We start from the raw sequence: 16,334 nt of genomic DNA, 5'->3' as shown, positions 1-16,334 counted from the left end.
TCGCCACGTGTGAGAAGATCTGGCGCTAGTCCACAGCATCGGGGAGGTGGAGCGTGAGCAAGCGTCAACCCACGCCGTCCGGCGAGGAGAAGAACGTGACCGACGATGGACGCACGCCTGGGACGCGTGCACTGCTCGAGGCCAAGGGCATCGAGCTCTTCGAGCTCATCGCGGACCGGGGCGGGATCCCCACATCCGACCCGCGGATCGGCGAAGGCGGAGAGTTCGCTGGCGCACTGACCGCTCTCGAGGAGCTGGGCCTCGTCCGCAAACCCGACGACGCAGCGGACACCTGGGTGACCGTCGACCCAGCCACCGTCCAAGCTCAGATCGTCGCACCCATGACTCAGGAGGGCATCCGGCTTCTTCAGGAATCAGCCGAGTGGGCCAACGACTTCACAGCCCTGCGCAGTGCTTGGCGGCGTTCGGCGCCGGACGACCAACGCGGCCCGTTCACCTATGTCCACAGTCCGGCGATTCAGCCGTTCATCGACTCGCTCGTCGCAGAATGCGAGTTCGAGGCGCTGACCGCCCAGCCCCAGAACCGGCGCGGCGTGGGAAGCATTCTGGAGAACGCGATCATCCGAGACACGGCGTTGATCAAGCGCGGAGTCCACATGCGCACGCTCTACCAGCACGCCGCTAGACGAAGCAGTGAGACCAGGGAGTACGTCTCCGCCGTGTCCGCGGCAGGCGGAGAGGTTCGTACGCTTGACGAGTTCTTCAACCGGATCATGATCTTCGACCGAAGCATCGCGATCATCCCCAGTCCAGACGGCGTCGACACCGCCGTCGCTATCCGCGAGCCGTCGGTGGTCGCGTACCTCATCGATGTGTTTGAGCGCGCGTGGGAACGTGCCAGACCGTTCACGATGAGCGATTCATCGACCCTCAAGGACATCGCCAGCGAGCAGAGGTCGATGACCTTGCGGATGCTCATCGAGGGTCACTCCGATCCGGCGGCGTCGAAACGCCTCGGAGTGAGCCCACGAACCTACGCAGGGTATGTCGCCGATCTCAAGGACGAGTTCGACGCCGAGACCCGCTTTCAACTCGGATACGAGATCGGGCGAAGCGGGACCGGCGAGATCGACGACTGAAACGGTTCGATCGGAGCGCCGTCGTCGCTCCGACCCAACTCTCAGGTGCCCCAGCCGGTGTCAGCCTTCAGCGCCTTGACGGAATTCCCGCTGATACCCCAACCCGTGTCGCCACCCGAGGCCGAAGCGGCCTCCGTCGGTGCCACGATGGTCCCCCACCCGGTGTCAGCCTGGGCCGGAGCAGTGGCGAACATGCTTAGAACAACTGTGGCGGCCGAGGCCAGCGCAAGTGCCGTCGCGGTGCGTACGAACTTCATGTTCTTCCCTTCCTGGTCTCGAGGCCGACAGGTGCCGAGAGGCCTACGGACTGATTATTGTGCACGTCACGGCGTTACGGATAGTTCACGTTCCGTCGTACGGCCTGATGCAATGCATGAAATTGCAGGTCAGAATGCGGTTTGGCCCCCTCGGAAAGGGGGCCAAACTCAGTGAAACCTGCGGAGGCGGAGGGATTTGAACCCTCGATGGGGTTTAAGCCCCAAACTCGATTAGCAGTCGAGCGCCATAGACCGGACTAGGCGACGCCTCCATACCGCTCGAACAGGCTACAAGACCCGCACTCCCGGGGCCAATCAGGGCGCGTCGGACGAACCCGAGGTGGTGTCGAGAGGCTTGATGGTGGCCTTCAGGTAGCCCTGGAGCTCGCGTACGAACTGCTCGCGGTCGATGCTGAGGATGGTCACCGGAATCGTGGTGGCGCCGCCCTTCTTGAGCCGCAGCTCCAGGCACGGCGTGCCGCCAGGCACGGTGGTCACCGCCTCCTGGATGTCGACCCAGCGGGCCTCGCGCACACCGGCACCCCGCACGAACGCGATCCGGTAGCCCTGGGCGCTGGCGCGCAGGACGTACGCCTTGTTGCGAAGCCACCAACCGAACCCGATCACCGCGGCGACGCCGACGGCGAGCGGGATGAAGAGCCACGCGAAGTCGATCCGGGCCGCGATCACGACGGCCGTGCCGGCGAAGACCAGGAGCGCCAGGCCGACCATGGCGGCGCCGACGAGGCGGGCCTGCACGGATGGCGCGAGGCGGTAGTAGGTGAGCTCAGCAGATGACACGCTCTCCATTGTGGCCGACACGGGCGCCGAGAGCCGCATCGGCTTGCTCCTTTACGTGACCTAGGTCACAATCTGCTCATGACAGGTGTGCTTCCCAATATGTCGGATGCTCTTCGGGCCCTGGATACCGCAATCGCCGCTCCCCGTCCGGGGGCCAACGTCGGTCTCTGGCGGTGGTCGGTGCGCCAGCGCCTCGGAGGCGTACGTGATGCGTTGCTGGTCCTCGACACCGGGCAGGAGTGGCATGCCCTCAGCGATGTCAGCGCGCTCCGCGACCGCGGCACGCTGCTGAGCAGGCTCGCCGTCCTCGCGGACGACGTGCTCGACCGCACCGACCTCGAGGATCTGCTCCTCGAGCTGAGGCGGTTGATGATCGATGTGGATCGGCACCTGCAAGAGGTCTGAGTCTGGCAGAGAGGGCGGGATTCGAACCCGCGGTAGGTCTCCCTACGACCGCTTTCAAGGCGGTTCCGATCGGCCACTCCGGCACCTCTCCATGCGCCCGTGGGCGCGTGGCCGAGTCTAGTGCGCCTGAGCCTCAGGCGCTCAACTCGACGAGAACGTCGCCCTCCTGGACGACGTCTCCTGAGGCGACCTTGACCGCTACCACGGTGCCCGGGGCCTCGGCGAGGACGGGGATCTCCATCTTCATCGACTCCAAGAGCATGACGGTGTCCCCGACGGCCACCTTGTCCCCGGGTTGCACTCCAACGCTCATGACGTTCGCGACCATCTCGGCTGCGATCGTGGTGGGGGTTCTGCGGCTCATACCCCAGAACCTATGGGTTACCGCGTGGTAGCCCTAGCTAGCTGGAGAGCGCGTCAGAGCAGGGCGTGCGTACGCCCCGGCTCGGGGCGGACGGCGCTGGCCTCGTCGGCCTCACGCGCCGCCCTGCGACCGCTGCCGGCGGCGGTCGAGCCGGTGAGCGCGAGGTCGATCCGGATGATGACGAACGCGATCACCAGACCGATGAGGATGCTGTAGACGACCGAGAGAGCCGCCTCGGCGAGCCCGACATCGGGGTTGAGGAACGTGCTCGCGACCGGCGCGGTGAGCGTCACGCCGAAGAGGCAGACCCACCAGCCCTGGCGGCGCCGGGAGCGCATGTGGGTGCCCCAGACCAGCGCTGGGACCCCGAAGAGCGCCTGGATCGGGTGCGGGTAGCCACCGATGTGGATGCGGCACCAGCGCTGCATGTCGTCGACCGAGTCCATCAGGCCGGTGCTGCCGTAGCGGCGCAGCATCTCGGCGTAGATCAGGGTGAGCGCCAGCATCAGGCCACCGATGCCGACGATGATCGCGCCGCGCCGGCCGAGGCCGTGCAGGCCGGCACCGAGGCGGTAGACCGCGAAGAAGGCGATGGCGAGCGAGCAGGCCAGCGTCGCGTACTCGAATCGGGAGACCATCACCACCGGCTCGAAGCCGAGCGCGGCGAAGCTGCCCAGCGCGGCGATGCCGACAGCGATGAACGTCTCCCGGATCGTCTTCGGGAAGCGTCGCGACGGGACGGTGGCCATCACCGCGAGGACCGCCGCCACCGATGCAACGAGAACCGCCGCACCCGTACGCAGCGCCTCGTTGTCCATGAGCACCACGACGAGCCCGGCAACCCCTGCCAGGGAGCCGAAGATCAGCGGGCGGCCACCGGTGCGGTGAGCCAGCGCGAAGGTGTAAGCGGTGCCGACCACGACGGCGCCGAGGCCGCCGACGATCTCGGGGCCCAGGTCGAAGGCGCTGACCGCGAGGCCGAGCACGCCGACGGCGAGCGCGACCAGCCAGATCGCCCGGACGGTGCCGGCGGTCAGGCTCTCGATGATGCCGAGGCCCGCGCGGGCGGCGCCGGCTCCGGGGACCCGCGGCTGAGCCAGGAACGAGGTCACCTTGGCGGCGGTGGTGGGCCGACCGGACGTCTCGGTGTCGTAGGGCCCGACGGGATCGTGGACCGGCTCGAGATGGCCGGACTGGTAGGGGTCGGGCTGATACGCGGGCTGCGGGACGTGGGGTGGCGTCTGCGGCGCCTGCGCCAGGCCGGTCGTGCCGAGGTAGGGAGCAGGCGCGGAGTAGGCCGGGGCCTGCCAGGCACTCGGCGGCGGCGCGGTCGGCCCGCTCAGAGCGGGCTCGGGCTCGGTCCGGAACTCCGGCGCCGGGTAGCCGCCGTAGGAGGGCTCCTCCGGTGCCGTCCGCGCAGCACGCTTGCCCGTGTAGCCGTTCGGCTCGTCGAACTGCTCGGGCTCAGCGCGGCCGGCGATCCGGCGACCACCACCGGTTGAGGGAGGCTCCTGAGCCTGCTGCCGCTCGTCGTACCACGTGTCGTCGGCCCAGCCGTTCTCGCTCCAGCCCGGGCCGTTGCTCTGCCCGCCGAAGGTCTGGCCGGTGTCCTGATAGCCGTTCCAGTCGTCCTCCGCCCACTGGTCATAGGCCAGCGCCTCGCTCGAGGTCGGCTCCACGTAGGCGGGTGTGGGTTCGCTGCGACCGGCTGCACGACGGCCACGCTTGCTCTTGTCAGCGCGACGGCGGGGGGCTCGGTCCATAACAGGCGAGGATACCGGGGAAGGGGTGAACCTAACGAGTCATCGATATCCGTTTACCGCTGTGACGGGGAGTTGTTGACGAGGGTCACATTCTGCGGTTGACCAGGGAGGGGTTGGTGCGACGCGCCTCCTCGAGCACGGCTCGATCGATCGTCGCGGAGACGATCTCGTCGCCCTCACCGGCCTCGGCCAGCACGTCCCCGAGAGGGTCGACGACCATCGAGTGACCGCAGTAGCGAGGGGCCGACTGGGCGGCCGCCGCGATGAAGACGGTGTTCTCGATCGCACGTGCTCGCACGAGGGTGCGCCAGTGGTCGACCTTGCGCGGACCGGCCACCCAGGCGGCCGGCAGCACGATCAGCTCGGCTCCCTGGTCGACCAGACGCCGGGCGAGCTCGGGGAAGCGCAGGTCGTAGCAGGTCATCAGCCCCGTCGGCACCCCGTCGATGTCGACCACGACCGGCTCGATCGCGCCCGCGACCAGCGCATCCGACTCCTTGTAGCCGAAGGAGTCGTAGAGATGGATCTTCCGGTACGCCGCCTCCGCACCGCCCCGCACGAGCAAGGTGTTGAACGGCCGGCCGTCGGCATCGCCGCTGGTCTCGAGCATCCCGGCCACCACGGTGGCGCCGCGCTTCTCAGCCACCCGGGACAGCTCGGTCCCGAACGGCCCGTCCTGGGCCTCGGCGTACGGACTCAGGTCGGATCCCGGCTTGCCGAAGTCCCTGGCGAAGACCTCGGGGAAGACGACCAGGTCGCTGTCGCTCGGTGTCAGCTCGGCCAAGAGGGACCGGTTGGCGTCGGGGTCGAGACCCGAGGCCTGCTGCACGAGACTGATCCGGAGGCTGTTCCAGGTGGTCACCTCTCCAGACTAGGGTCTGCCGTGTGAACGAGCGCCAGCGAGTGAGCCGTCGAAACTGCACGCGACCGCGTCCGTACTCTCGCGCTTGCGCTACGGAGGTGGTCGCGAGCGAGCGTCAGCGAGCGACCATCGAGATCTTCACGCCGCCGCGTCCGTACTCTCGCGCTTGCGCTACGGAGGTGGCGGCGTGACTGCTTGGGACGAATGGGAGCCGTACGCAGCCGTGCTGCTCGCCGGAGGACGCAGCTCCCGCCTCGACGGGATCGACAAGTCCGGCATCGAGCTCGGCGGTCGCACCATGCTCGCGTGGGCGCTGGACGCCGTCGTCGATGCGATGGAGGTCGTCGTCGTGGGCGACCCGGTGCACACCGAGCGTCCGGTGACCTTCGTCCGCGAGGACCCCCGCTTCGGCGGCCCGGTCGCCGCCCTGCTGACCGGCGTGGACGCGTTGCTGACCCCGCGGGCGTACGTCGGGGTGGTCGCCGTCGACATGCCCTTCCTGCGGCCGCGGACGCTGTCGCGACTCAGGGAGGCGGCGTTCGGTCGCGACGGTGCCGTGCTCGTCGGGCCCGACGAGCGCAGGCAGCTGGCCCTGGTCCTCTCCGCCGAACGGCTCGCCGAGGTCCGCCCGGACCACGAGGGGCAGCACGGGATGCCGCTGCGCAAGCTGCTGGCCGACCTCGATCTCGTCGAGGTCCCCTCCGAGGGCGACGAGCACCGCGACATCGACACCTGGACGGACCTGAAGTCGCCCTAGGCTCCTAGTGTGGAGGCATGCGAGCCGTCGTAGCCGAGCAGCCCGGAGGACCCGAGGTCCTCACCGTCACCGACCGTCCCGACCCGGAGCCATCAGCCGGGGAGGTCGTGATCGACGTCGCCGCCGCGGGCCTCAACCGGGCCGACCTGCTGCAGCGCCAGGGCTTCTACCCGCCACCGGAGGGCGCCAGCGACATCATCGGCATGGAGTGCAGCGGCGTGATCTCCGCGGTCGGCGAGGGCGTCGAGGGGTGGCAGGAGGGCGATGAGGTGTGCGCGCTCCTGGCCGGCGGCGGCTACGCGACGAAGGTCGCCGTCCCGGCCGGACAGGTGATGCCGGTGCCCGAAGGTGTCGACCTGGTCACCGCAGCAGCGCTTCCCGAGGTCACCACCACCGTGTGGTCCAACGTGTTCATGGTCGGCGGACTGACTCCCGACGAGACGTTTCTGGTCCACGGCGGCGCCGGCGGGATCGGCACGATGGCGATCCAGCTCGCCAGCCAGATCGGCGCCCGGGTGATCACCACGGTCGGGTCGGCCGAGAAGGCCGAGCTCGCCAAGTCGCTCGGCGCCGAGGCAGCCATCAACTACAAGGACCAGGACTTCGTCGAGGTCGCCAAGGTCTACGGCGGCGCCGACGTCATCCTCGACAACATGGGCGCGAAGTACCTCGCCCGCAACATCGACGCCCTCAACCCCGAGGGCCGTCTGGTCATCATCGGCATGCAGGGCGGCACCAAGGCCGAGCTCGACATCAACGCCCTGCTCCGCAAGCGGGCCGCGGTGATCGCCACCAACCTCCGCGGCCGCCCGGTCGAGCAGAAGGCGAGGATCTGCGCCGAGGTCGTCGAGCGCATCTGGCCGATGGTCGAGGCCGGTGAGGTGAAGGCGGTCGTGCAGGACGTACTTCCTCTCGCGGACGCCGCCGAGGCGCACCGGCTCATGGAGTCCGGCACGCACACCGGCAAGATCCTGCTGACCACCGGACGCTAGGTAGGGTTGAGCGCATGACGCAGGAGCAGACCGGGGAAGTCGTGGTCATCGGACCCGACGGGCAGCCGATCGCGGTGCCCGCCGACGTACTCAAGGGCGCCACCGCGCCGGAGGCCGACGGGGACGAAGAGCGCGATGTGACCGACCTCGTGGAGCAGCCCGCGAAGGTGATGCGGATCGGTTCGATGATCCGCCAGCTGCTCGAGGAGGTGAAGGCCGCCCCGCTCGACGAGGCCTCCCGCAACCGGCTCCGTGAGATCCACCAGGCCTCGATAAAGGAGCTCGAGTCCGGGCTCGCGCCCGAGCTGGTCGAGGAGCTGGAGCGGCTCTCGCTGCCGTTCGCCGAGCAGCAGACGCCGTCCGAGGGTGAGCTGCGGATCGCGCAGGCGCAGCTGGTCGGCTGGCTCGAGGGTCTCTTCCACGGCATCCAGACCGCCATCTACGCCCAGCAGGTCGCCGCGCGCGCCCAGTTCGAGCAGATCCGCAAGGGCCTGCCGCCGGGGGTGAGCCTCTCCCCCGAGGGTCAGCCGACCCCCGGCCAGGGCGGGCAGCAGCAGGGCGGCCAGCACGACCACGGCGACTCCTCCGGCGGGCTCTACCTCTAAGCCCGGATCCACCGATGGCCGCCGTCGCGAGCGTCACCAGACGGGTGTGATGGCAAGGCGACGCCGCGAGGGCATACCGGGCGTCTGTTGAGCGGCGTCAACGCCGCCAGCGCGCCCGTATGGTGGCGCGTAGCAGGCGGAGATCGGTGGATCTGGGCTAAGGCAGCGGCCCACCGGCGAGAGCCACGACGACCCCGGCCGCTGCCGCGAGCAGCAGCGTGAGCACCACCCCACGCTTGAGCAGCAGCAGGAGTACGCCGGCGGCAGCCAGCACCACCCACTGCCACCATTCGCTCGTCGCCAGCGCCAGCGGGACCGCGGACCCGAGGATGGCACCGATCGCAGCCGGCCCGGCGCCGTCGAGGAAGGCACGGGCGAGCGGCGAGGAGCGCAGCGCCTCGAAATGCCGTCCGCCCGCGATGATCATCACGAACGACGGCCCGAAGGCGATCACGGCAGCGCCCAGCGCCCCGAGGAGTCCGGCGGCCGCGAAGCCGACGACCGCGACGGTGTGGACGACCGGGCCCGGCGTGATCTGCCCGAGCGCGACCGCGTTGAGGAACTCGGCGTCGCTCATCCAGCCGTAGCGGTCGACCGCATCGGACTGCATCAGCGGGATGATCACGAACCCGCCGCCGTACGACAGCGCGCCGACCTTGAAGGCCGTCCACGCCAGCGGTGCTGCCACCGCTGTGGTGAGCGCTCCTTGAGCCAAGAAGGGCAGGGTGAGGAGGGACTGGAAGGAGTTCGTACGCCACGGCCTCCGGATCGCCACCTCGACGAGCCCGGCGCCCACGAGCACGAGGACCACCCAGGCCCCAGTGGTCGCGGCGGCCACGGTGCCGACGGCGGCGTAGAGGATCCATCGCGGACGCGACGGGGTCCGCTCGTAGGAGGAGGGCACCAGCGCCCAGCCGGCCGCGACCGCGACCGCGGCGACCGCCGCACCGGCACCGGCGCCCGCGCCCAGCACCCACGCGGGTGGGTCGCCCAGGAACAGCGCTGCCAGGGCGACGATCAGCACCAGCCCCGGCAGGATGAACGCGAGCCCGCCGACCAACGCGCCGAGCGCTCCGCGTACCCGCCAGGCGGTGAAGATCGCCAGCTGGGTCGAGGAGGGTCCGGGGAGCAGGTTGCAGGTCGCGATCGCGTCCTCGAACTCCTCCGGCTCCACCCAGCCATGGCGCTCGACGACGGTCTCGCGCAGCAGGCGGATGTGAGCGGGCGGACCGCCGAACCCGATGAAACCGATCCGGCCCCACTCCCGAGTGATCTCCACCAGCGTCGTGGTCATGACGCGCAGCGTACGGGCTCGGCCTGATGTTTCTCAGTTGTGGATCTTATGTAACTCCAAAGTGGAGTAAAGCTGCGTCATGACCTGGTCGCGACCCCGTTTCTCTCACGTGAAGGCCGCCGGACAACGGACGGCCAGCGCCGTCCGCCGAGAAGAGGAACACCATGGCTACCACCACGATCACCGCACGTCACCGCAGTGACCTGACCGCCGTCGAGTCGCTCCGCAACAACGTCCTCGACGCCGTCCGCAGCCTCCGCAAGCCCGACCCGTCCGAGCACAAGCACCGCGGCGGGATGCCGCCGGCCGTCGGCACCACGATGTTCGGCGTCGCTGCCGTGGCAGCCACCGGCATCGTCGCGCTCGGCGCCTTCCGCTGACCATGCGCCTACATCTTCGGTCCGTCGTACACAGCCTGATGCTGTGGGTGGACGCCCTGGGCCTACTGAGGGGGAGGGCCAGGGCACGGTCGGGGAGCCGCACCACGGACTGAGTGTCGTCGCACGAGCGGGATCGGGGGATTCACGCTCGTGCGGACGGCACACGCGAGAGATCTCGTCGCACCGAGGGTCATCGACCAGATCTCGCAAGGCCGCAGCCGACCATCGAGGGGGATGGTCGGCTGCGGCGTTTCCAGAGCGCGGATGTCAGGCCGGGACCGACGACTCCTCCACCCATCCGCCATCGGCGGGGTCAGACGCGGCCGCGTCACGACGTACGTCGGCGTCCTTCCACAGGTCGAGCAGCACCGCCGGCCAGATCTCCTCGTCGGTCGCCGCGAGCTCCGCCCGCGTCCACCAGCGGTGCTCGGCCATGGTGAGCAGCTCCTCCTCGGTGTGGCCGGCGGTGGAGACCTCGAAGGCCGACACCCAGCACGCGTAGAAGACGTCGTCCTGGTCGATGACCACGTCGCTGTAGCCGTGCACCACGGTGCGCCGCATCGTCGGCCCGACCAGGTCGACCTCGGTGACCAGGAGGCCGGTCTCCTCCTCGAGCTCTCGCACCGCGGCGATTCGCTCGCTCTCGCCCGGATCGATGCCGCCGCCGGGGGTGATCCACCAGCGCGCCCCCGGGATGCCCGGGTCGGAGTCGGCGAAGAGCAGGATCCGGTCGCGGTCGTCGATCAGGAGCACCCGGACCGTGCTCCGCGTGCGGCGTGGCCGCTCCTCCGGAGGTACCGGGACGAAAGTGCGCGGGGAGTCTTCCTCGGAGGCCATGGCCCCATCCTCACCCACGCGGTGCGTACATGATCATGCCCATCCCGGCCAGGCACAGCGCCGCACCGGCGATGTCCCAGCGGTCGGGCCGGTAACCGTCCATCGCCATCCCCCAGGCGATCGAGCCGACGACGAAGACACCGCCGTACGCAGCCAGGATCCGCCCGAAGTGGGCGTCGGGCTGCAGCGTGGCGATGACGCCGTAGAGGCCGAGCGCGATGAATCCGGCGCCCACCCAGAGCCAGCCGCGATGCTCTCGGAGCCCCTGCCAGACCAACCAGGCGCCACCGATCTCGGCGATCGCGGCGAGCACGAAGAGCAGGAGCGAGCGGAGGATCAAAAGCCGTCGCCGATCAGGTGCGCACCGCCCAGCGGGTCGTTGTTCCAGGAGATCGTCGTCCAGCCCTCCTCCAGGCTGCCCTCGACGACCGCGAGGCCGGTGTTGCGGATCCGGTTGTCGTCGCCGAAGGCGGGTGACCGTCTGGTGCGCAGCCCGGTCCACATCCGGATCGCCGCACCGTGCGAGACGATCGCGACGGTGTCATCGGGCTCGTGCTGCTTGACCACGGCCTGCACCGCGGCGTCGTAGCGCGCCAAGAACTCGTGGCCCGCCTCACCGCCCGGCACCGGGGTCTCGAGCGTGCCGGCGATCCAGTCGCCGAGCGCCTCGAGATAGGCCGTCACGGACTCCGTATCGGTGGCCATCTCCAGGCGGCCGGCGCTGATCTCCTCGAACCCCTCCTGCACGACGACCGGCAACCCGAGCCGGTTCGCGAGCGGCTCGGCGGTCAGCTGCGTACGCACCAGCCGGGAGGCGTACAGCCCCGCGATCCTCTCCCCGACCAGGGCATCCGGGACCGCCGCGGCCTGGGACAGTCCGAGCTCGGTCAGGCCGGCCCCAGGAAAGGCGGTGTCGAGCGCCCCCGAGACGTTGTTCGGGGTCTGGCCGTGTCTGATCAGCAGAAGTCTCATATGCCGGTAAGGGTACGGGACCCACCGTGCTGGAAGTGACGGACTAATGTGAATCCGGACGACCTACTTCCGGGAGCCGCCACGATGGGACATGACGAGAGCCCGACCGCTCGGGCGCTGCTCACCCTCGAGCTGCTGCAGTCCTCCCCCGGCATCACCGCCGAGCGGCTGGGCGAGCGGCTGCGGGTCACCGAGCGGGCAGCCCGCCGCTATGTCGCGATCCTGCGGGAGGCGGGGATCCCGGTCGAGTCCGAGCGCGGTCCCTACGGCGGCTATCGGCTCGGCCGTGGGATGCGTACGCCGCTGATCTTCACCACCGCGGAGGCGCTCGGTCTGGTGATGGCCCTGCTCGACGGCCATCACGACATCGCCGACGCCACCGGGCCGGTCGGGAGCGCGGTCGGCAAGATCGGCCGGGTGCTGCCCGAGTCGCTGTCCCAGACGGTGGCCGCGGTGCGGCGTACGATCTCGGCCGTCCCCGACCAGAGCGCGGTCTCGCCCGACCCCGACGTCACCACCAGCCTGGTCCAGGCCTGCGACTCCCGGCGGCGCACCACCATCGCCTACACGACCGAGAACGGCAACGAGCGCAAGATGGTCGTCGACCCCTGGGCGGTCGTCGTACGCCACGCCCGCTGGTACCTGCTCTGCTGGTCGCACACCGCCGACGCACGCCGGGTTCTTCGGGTCGACCGGATGGGCGCCGTCGACATCGAGGAGACCACCTTCGTACGTCCCGAGATCGACCCCGTCACCGAGGTCGAGGAACATCTCGGCGAGGGCTGGGCCTATGCGGTCGAGGTCGTCTTCGACGCCCCGTTCGCGCAGGTCGACCGCTACCTTCCGCGCGTCCTGGGCCGCCTCGAACCGATCGACGACGGCCACTGCCTTCTCGTCGGGAGCACCAACAGCCCGGAGTGGTACGCCCAAGAGCTGGCCCGCCGCGCCGTCCCCTTCCGGGTCGTCGAGGGCGACGAGGTACGCCGCTGCGTAGCTCTGCTCGGCCAGCGACTCCTCGACGCCGCCGCGCGCTGAACGCCGAGACGTCACCGGCGTCGGCCGAGGTGGCACAGAGGTGCCGTCTCGGCCGACGGGAGTGACGTCTCGACCGACGTACCTGACCTCTCGGCGGGTCAGCTGAGGCGGGCGGGGAGATGCGAGTAGCCGCGGAGGATGCGGGTGGGGTGGCGCTCGCGGTCGCCGACGAGCTCGAGCCCGGGGAAGCGCTCGAAGAGGAGGCGGAGACCGATCTCGCCCTCCATCCGGGCCAGGGCGGCACCGAGGCAGAAGTGGCGGCCGCTGGAGAACGAGAGGTGGTCGCGGGCGTTCTCGCGGGCGACGTCGAAGGTGTGCGGGTCGGTGAAGACGGCGGGGTCGCGGTTGGCGGCGGCCAGCACGGTGTTGATGATCGTGCCGCGCGGGATCGCCTGGCCGGCGATGGTGGAGTCGCGCCGGGCGACCCGGCCGGTGAGCAGCACCGGCGGGTCGAGCCGCAGGATCTCGTCGGAGGCGTTGGACCACAGGTCGGGCTGCGCCTTGAGCACCTCGAGCTGACCGGGGTTGTCGTGGAGCAGCGCGATGCCGTTGCCGATCAGGTTCACGGTGGTCTCGAAGCCGGCCGCGAAGACCAGCCCGGCGATCGCCCGCAGCTCCCGCTCGCTGAGCCGGTCGCCGTCGTCGCGGAGGGCGACGAGCTGGCTGAGCAGGTCGTCACCGGGGTGCTCCGCGAGATACTCCAGATGGCCACGCAGCCAGGTGTCGAACTCCTCCAGGGATGCCTCCATGTCCCGGAACGTGCGCCAGCCCAGCCCGATGTCGAGGCTCAGCGCCGCGCCCTTGCCGAGCTCGAGCATGCGTTCGCGCAGTTCGACGGGGACGCCGAGCACCTCGGAGATCACCGTGATCGGCAGCAGCCCGCAGTAGCGGGTGACCAGGTCGACGTCGGCTCCCGACGAGGCCTCCTTCTCCAGGTCGTCGAGCAGCTCTCGGGCGATCTCCTCGGTGCGAGCGCGCAGCTTCTCGACCGCACGCACCGTGAAGACACGGGTGACCAGCTTGCGGTATCGGGTGTGCTCCGGCGGCTCGGTCGCCAGCAGCGACGGCGGCTGGAGCGGGGCGAAGACGTCGCTGGCCGACCAGTTCGCCGCCCTCGCCAGCAGGCCGGTGCCCGACTCGTCCGGCGCGAAGAACCCGGTGATGAAGTCGTTGCTGGTCAGCACCTCCTTGATGACCTCGTGGTCGACCGCGAGGTGGCTGAACCCGCCCTGGTAGAGCGGCCCGCGCGCACGGAACTCCTCGAACAGATCAACCAGATCGAAGGTGTGCGAACCCGGGCCGCTGAGGATCAGGTCGCCCTGAAGATCGCCCTTCCGGGCGGACCGGACGATGGCCGTACGCGGCAGCCCGTGCCCCAGCGCCCAGCGCACGCCCTGCTTGGCGGTGCGCTCCACCGTGCCCAGCGTCCAGCCCAGCGTCCGGCTGGCAATCGTGCGGGTGCCGACGGGCGGCGTCATCTTGAGCTGCATGCGAAACCTCCGAGGCGCAGGAACACGTTCTTGTGCAGCGTACGCCGGACGGAAGTCCCACACATCCGACCCTGGTAGCAATTCAGTCCTGTATCGAACCGCATCGGCCACGAAGATCAGCGGCGCACGAACTCGCGATCGCCCTTGGGCCACGAGTGCGTGTAGCCGGTGACCTTCTTGGCACCGTCGACCCGGACGCTCCACTCCGCGTGCCCGGAGGCGACCGGCTTGACCACGACGAGCTGGTTGGGCTCGGTGATCGTGACCGTACGCGTGAACCGCTCCGGCGCACCCCACGGATCCATCGCGATCGTGGCCGTCACCGGCAGCCTGCTGGCGTCGATCCGCAGCCCGATCGCCTCGGTCATCGCGATCGCCTCCACCGACAGCGTCCTGGTCGGCTCGGGCGCGGGCTTCTTGGTCGGCTTGGGCGTCGGCTTGGGCGTCGGGGTGGGGGTCGGCGTCGGCTCGACGCGGACCGAGGACGCCGACGCACTCGGCGAGGGCGTCTCCGAGGGCGCCTCGTCGCTGGCCCCCGCGCTCGGCGCCGACTGCTGGCTCTGCGGCTCCTTGTTGTCGGAGGAGTCCGCGTCGGAACCGGTGACGACGCCGCGTACGACCTCGTAGATCAGGATGAGCAGCAGGATGGCGAGGACGACCAGCACCACCCGGCCGCGACGCGTCATCCGCGACCGCCGGTAGGCGGTCGACTCCAGATGGTGCAGCGGCACCAACGGTCCGGCGACAGCCCTCCTGGCGGGGGTTCCTCGCTCTGGTTCAGGCTCTGGTTCGGGCTCTGGTTCGGGCTCGGTCTCGGGTTCCGCTTCCGGCTCTGGCTCCGGTTCAGGCACCGGCACCGGCGCAGGTGCCGGGGGCGGCACCGGTGCCGGAGGCGGCGCAGGTGCCGGCGCAGGCGCAGGTTCTGGTTCCGGCTCGGGTTCCGGCTCAGGATCGGGTTCCGGCTCCGGGTCGGGCGCAGGTGGTGGCTCGACAGCCGGCGCCGGAACAGCCAGGACAGGCGGCACGTACGGCTCAGGATCGGGCTCGGGGTCCGGCTCGACGACGCCCTGGATGATCAAGGGCCCGGCGCCGGCGGGGAGCCAGGCCGCACCGGGTACGTCGTCGGGCGAACCGTAGCTCCCGAAGACCTCGAGGGTCTCGACGTCGGTGACCTGCCCGTCGGGATGGACGACCATCCGGACGCGGGCCTCGTCGTCGGTGGCGACGACCTGGACGGGCTTGCGGCTCGGGCCGGCCAACTGTTCCCGCACGGCACGTATGCCTGCCTGGTGCGGGTCTTCACCCCACGGACGATCCACCACCAGGCCGTTGAGCGTCGTGACCCCGCGCGTGACGGAGAGGATGGCTGTCTGCTTCCGGGCCATCAGCGGCCTCCGGAAGGGTCAATGCACACGTGTGGGGTCCTCGCGGTGGGGAAGCGGGCAACGGGCTCGGAAAGTGTGTCGTTCAAGCCTCAACAGGGCAACTCACACGCGCAAGCCCTACCCACCAGTTACCGACTTGTCAGCCTGCCTTGTCAGGCGGGCTCGCGAACCCTGTCATCGAGGAAGTCGTCGAGCATCTCGACGGCGACCGCGTTCGCGGCTTGGATCTTGTCCTGGCTGACACCGCAGATCCGCAGGCACGAGGAAGCGATCGCCCACGCCTCCGGGCACGTGATCCTCCGGACCGTGTCCTTGGTGATCATCTCGGCGCGCATGCTGATGACGCCTTCGACCTGCTGGATGAGCATGTTGCCCAGCTGCTTCAGATCGACGCCCTCGAGCACCTTCTCCGAGGCCACCTTGCTCGCCAGATCGGCGTAGGCGGCAGCGAGCTCTTCGTGCTCCTGGCGGAACTCGGTGTAGACCTCGCCGTTGGTCACATCCGGCAGCATGTAGAGCATTCCGACGTTGTGATCCACGTCGGCAAGCGTGCGTACGTCGACGAGAACCAGCAGATAAAGAGCCGTCTCATAATCGAGCGGTGGCACCTGGTTGCGGATCTTGTCGACCTTGTCCGTGGTCGGACGAACCGACTTACGGAGCAGTTCGACGAGGATCTCGTCCTTGCCTGCGAAGTGGTAGTAGAGAGAGGCCTGACGGATGCCGACCTGGTCGGCGATCTCGCGGGTGGACGTGGCCGCGAAGCCCTGGGACACGAAGAGTCGCGCAGCGGCATCGAGGATCTGGTCGCGGGGTGAGGCGGTACCCGAATCGGGCACATGCCTGGGGCGGCCGGGCCGAGAACGCCTAGTTGTCATGTACGCCATCTAAGCGGCCTCCCGAGTTTCGGGGAAGACTTGAAAGAGTCTTCTTCCCCTAAAGAACAGAGTCGAAAGTCCCACAGGAGGGTTGAATTCCCTGTCAACAAAGTGTATGGCAGAAAGAACCGATAAGCGCGGCACAGCATCCTCCCGG

Annotated in this window: 19 protein-coding genes and 2 tRNA genes; 7 read left to right on the top strand and 14 right to left on the bottom strand. The window is 69.3% G+C overall.

Annotated features, from left to right (window positions below; translation table 11 throughout):
- Window positions 1–53: 53 nt before the first annotated feature.
- Window positions 54–1,100: a LuxR family transcriptional regulator gene (locus tag ACFWQC_RS00190; protein WP_378671571.1), complete on the top strand. Its 1,047-nt coding sequence runs from the start codon at window positions 54–56 to the stop codon at window positions 1,098–1,100.
- Between the two features lie 41 nt (window positions 1,101–1,141).
- Here ACFWQC_RS00190 and ACFWQC_RS00185 read toward each other — a convergent pair whose 3' ends face one another.
- The 3 genes from ACFWQC_RS00185 to ACFWQC_RS00175 all read right to left on the bottom strand — a co-directional run bounded on the left by ACFWQC_RS00185 (window position 1,142) and on the right by ACFWQC_RS00175 (window position 2,167).
- On the bottom strand, window positions 1,142–1,357 hold the full coding sequence (locus ACFWQC_RS00185; protein WP_378671569.1) for a hypothetical protein: 216 nt from the start codon (window positions 1,355–1,357) through the stop codon (window positions 1,142–1,144).
- 181 nt (window positions 1,358–1,538) lie between these two features.
- Window positions 1,539–1,629, bottom strand: a tRNA-Ser gene (locus ACFWQC_RS00180).
- A 43-nt stretch (window positions 1,630–1,672) separates the two neighbouring features.
- Window positions 1,673–2,167 (bottom strand): hypothetical protein, encoded by a 495-nt coding sequence (locus tag ACFWQC_RS00175; RefSeq protein WP_378672275.1) that lies wholly within the window; start codon window positions 2,165–2,167, stop codon window positions 1,673–1,675.
- Window positions 2,168–2,257: 90 nt separating this feature from the next.
- Here ACFWQC_RS00175 and ACFWQC_RS00170 point away from each other — a divergent pair, with 90 nt between their 5' ends.
- A complete protein-coding gene (locus tag ACFWQC_RS00170; RefSeq protein WP_355021829.1) occupies window positions 2,258–2,563 on the top strand; it encodes a hypothetical protein in 306 nt (101 codons plus the stop codon).
- A gap of 3 nt (window positions 2,564–2,566) precedes the next feature.
- Here the strand turns inward: ACFWQC_RS00170 and ACFWQC_RS00165 are convergent.
- The 4 genes from ACFWQC_RS00165 to ACFWQC_RS00150 form a co-directional block, all read right to left on the bottom strand.
- A tRNA-Ser gene (locus ACFWQC_RS00165) sits at window positions 2,567–2,654 on the bottom strand.
- 42 nt (window positions 2,655–2,696) lie between these two features.
- Window positions 2,697–2,927 (bottom strand): biotin/lipoyl-binding carrier protein, encoded by a 231-nt coding sequence (locus ACFWQC_RS00160; protein ID WP_355021828.1) that lies wholly within the window; start codon window positions 2,925–2,927, stop codon window positions 2,697–2,699.
- A gap of 53 nt (window positions 2,928–2,980) precedes the next feature.
- Window positions 2,981–4,606: a hypothetical protein gene (locus ACFWQC_RS00155; RefSeq protein WP_378671567.1), complete on the bottom strand. Its 1,626-nt coding sequence runs from the start codon at window positions 4,604–4,606 to the stop codon at window positions 2,981–2,983.
- 169 nt (window positions 4,607–4,775) lie between these two features.
- Window positions 4,776–5,552 carry a carbon-nitrogen hydrolase family protein gene (locus tag ACFWQC_RS00150; protein ID WP_378671566.1) on the bottom strand — a complete coding sequence of 259 codons (777 nt, stop codon included), beginning with the start codon at window positions 5,550–5,552 and terminating at the stop codon, window positions 4,776–4,778.
- A 187-nt stretch (window positions 5,553–5,739) separates the two neighbouring features.
- Between ACFWQC_RS00150 and ACFWQC_RS00145 the strand changes: the two genes are divergently transcribed.
- From ACFWQC_RS00145 to ACFWQC_RS00135, 3 genes are read left to right on the top strand one after another with little or no spacing between them, the layout of a single operon-like run.
- A complete protein-coding gene (locus ACFWQC_RS00145; RefSeq protein WP_378671564.1) occupies window positions 5,740–6,309 on the top strand; it encodes a molybdenum cofactor guanylyltransferase in 570 nt (189 codons plus the stop codon).
- 17 nt (window positions 6,310–6,326) lie between these two features.
- A complete protein-coding gene (locus tag ACFWQC_RS00140) occupies window positions 6,327–7,301 on the top strand; it encodes an NAD(P)H-quinone oxidoreductase (protein ID WP_378671562.1) in 975 nt (324 codons plus the stop codon).
- Between the two features lie 14 nt (window positions 7,302–7,315).
- A complete protein-coding gene (locus ACFWQC_RS00135) occupies window positions 7,316–7,906 on the top strand; it encodes a bacterial proteasome activator family protein (RefSeq protein WP_378671560.1) in 591 nt (196 codons plus the stop codon).
- A gap of 157 nt (window positions 7,907–8,063) precedes the next feature.
- On the opposite strand, the gene chrA is transcribed toward ACFWQC_RS00135, so the two are convergent.
- Window positions 8,064–9,200 carry a chromate efflux transporter gene (gene chrA, locus ACFWQC_RS00130; protein ID WP_378671558.1) on the bottom strand — a complete coding sequence of 379 codons (1,137 nt, stop codon included), beginning with the start codon at window positions 9,198–9,200 and terminating at the stop codon, window positions 8,064–8,066.
- Window positions 9,201–9,364: 164 nt separating this feature from the next.
- Here chrA and ACFWQC_RS00125 point away from each other — a divergent pair, with 164 nt between their 5' ends.
- Window positions 9,365–9,580: a hypothetical protein gene (locus ACFWQC_RS00125; protein ID WP_350713821.1), complete on the top strand. Its 216-nt coding sequence runs from the start codon at window positions 9,365–9,367 to the stop codon at window positions 9,578–9,580.
- A 267-nt stretch (window positions 9,581–9,847) separates the two neighbouring features.
- Here ACFWQC_RS00125 and ACFWQC_RS00120 read toward each other — a convergent pair whose 3' ends face one another.
- Genes ACFWQC_RS00120 through ACFWQC_RS00110 form a run of 3 tightly spaced genes read right to left on the bottom strand, consistent with a single transcriptional unit; the run spans window position 9,848 to window position 11,389 of the window.
- Complete coding sequence (locus tag ACFWQC_RS00120) at window positions 9,848–10,417, bottom strand: NUDIX hydrolase (RefSeq protein WP_378671556.1); 570 nt, start codon at window positions 10,415–10,417, stop codon at window positions 9,848–9,850.
- A 10-nt stretch (window positions 10,418–10,427) separates the two neighbouring features.
- Window positions 10,428–10,757 carry a YnfA family protein gene (locus tag ACFWQC_RS00115; protein ID WP_357339356.1) on the bottom strand — a complete coding sequence of 110 codons (330 nt, stop codon included), beginning with the start codon at window positions 10,755–10,757 and terminating at the stop codon, window positions 10,428–10,430.
- Window positions 10,754–11,389, bottom strand: a complete 636-nt coding sequence (locus ACFWQC_RS00110) for a histidine phosphatase family protein (protein ID WP_378671554.1) — start codon at window positions 11,387–11,389, stop codon at window positions 10,754–10,756. Before ACFWQC_RS00110 ends, ACFWQC_RS00115 begins: the two co-directional genes overlap by 4 nt.
- Before the next feature lie 84 nt (window positions 11,390–11,473).
- On the opposite strand from ACFWQC_RS00110, the gene ACFWQC_RS00105 reads away from it, so the two are divergent.
- Window positions 11,474–12,424, top strand: coding sequence for a helix-turn-helix transcriptional regulator (locus tag ACFWQC_RS00105; protein WP_378671553.1), 951 nt, complete (start codon window positions 11,474–11,476; stop codon window positions 12,422–12,424).
- A 98-nt stretch (window positions 12,425–12,522) separates the two neighbouring features.
- Here ACFWQC_RS00105 and ACFWQC_RS00100 read toward each other — a convergent pair whose 3' ends face one another.
- From ACFWQC_RS00100 to ACFWQC_RS00090, 3 genes are all read right to left on the bottom strand, one after another.
- Entirely contained in the window at window positions 12,523–13,914 is a 1,392-nt protein-coding gene (locus ACFWQC_RS00100) for a cytochrome P450 (protein WP_378671551.1), read from the bottom strand.
- A 116-nt stretch (window positions 13,915–14,030) separates the two neighbouring features.
- Window positions 14,031–15,299, bottom strand: a complete 1,269-nt coding sequence (locus tag ACFWQC_RS00095) for a hypothetical protein (protein ID WP_378671549.1) — start codon at window positions 15,297–15,299, stop codon at window positions 14,031–14,033.
- Between the two features lie 152 nt (window positions 15,300–15,451).
- On the bottom strand, window positions 15,452–16,138 hold the full coding sequence (locus ACFWQC_RS00090; RefSeq protein WP_378671547.1) for a TetR/AcrR family transcriptional regulator: 687 nt from the start codon (window positions 16,136–16,138) through the stop codon (window positions 15,452–15,454).
- Window positions 16,139–16,334: the final 196 nt, after the last annotated feature.

It is taken from the genome of Nocardioides sp. NPDC058538, assembly GCF_042719275.1.
Lineage (GTDB): Bacteria > Actinomycetota > Actinomycetes > Propionibacteriales > Nocardioidaceae > Nocardioides.
The sequence above is the reverse complement of the archived record's forward strand: the minus strand, read 5'-3'. Positions and strand labels throughout refer to the sequence as shown.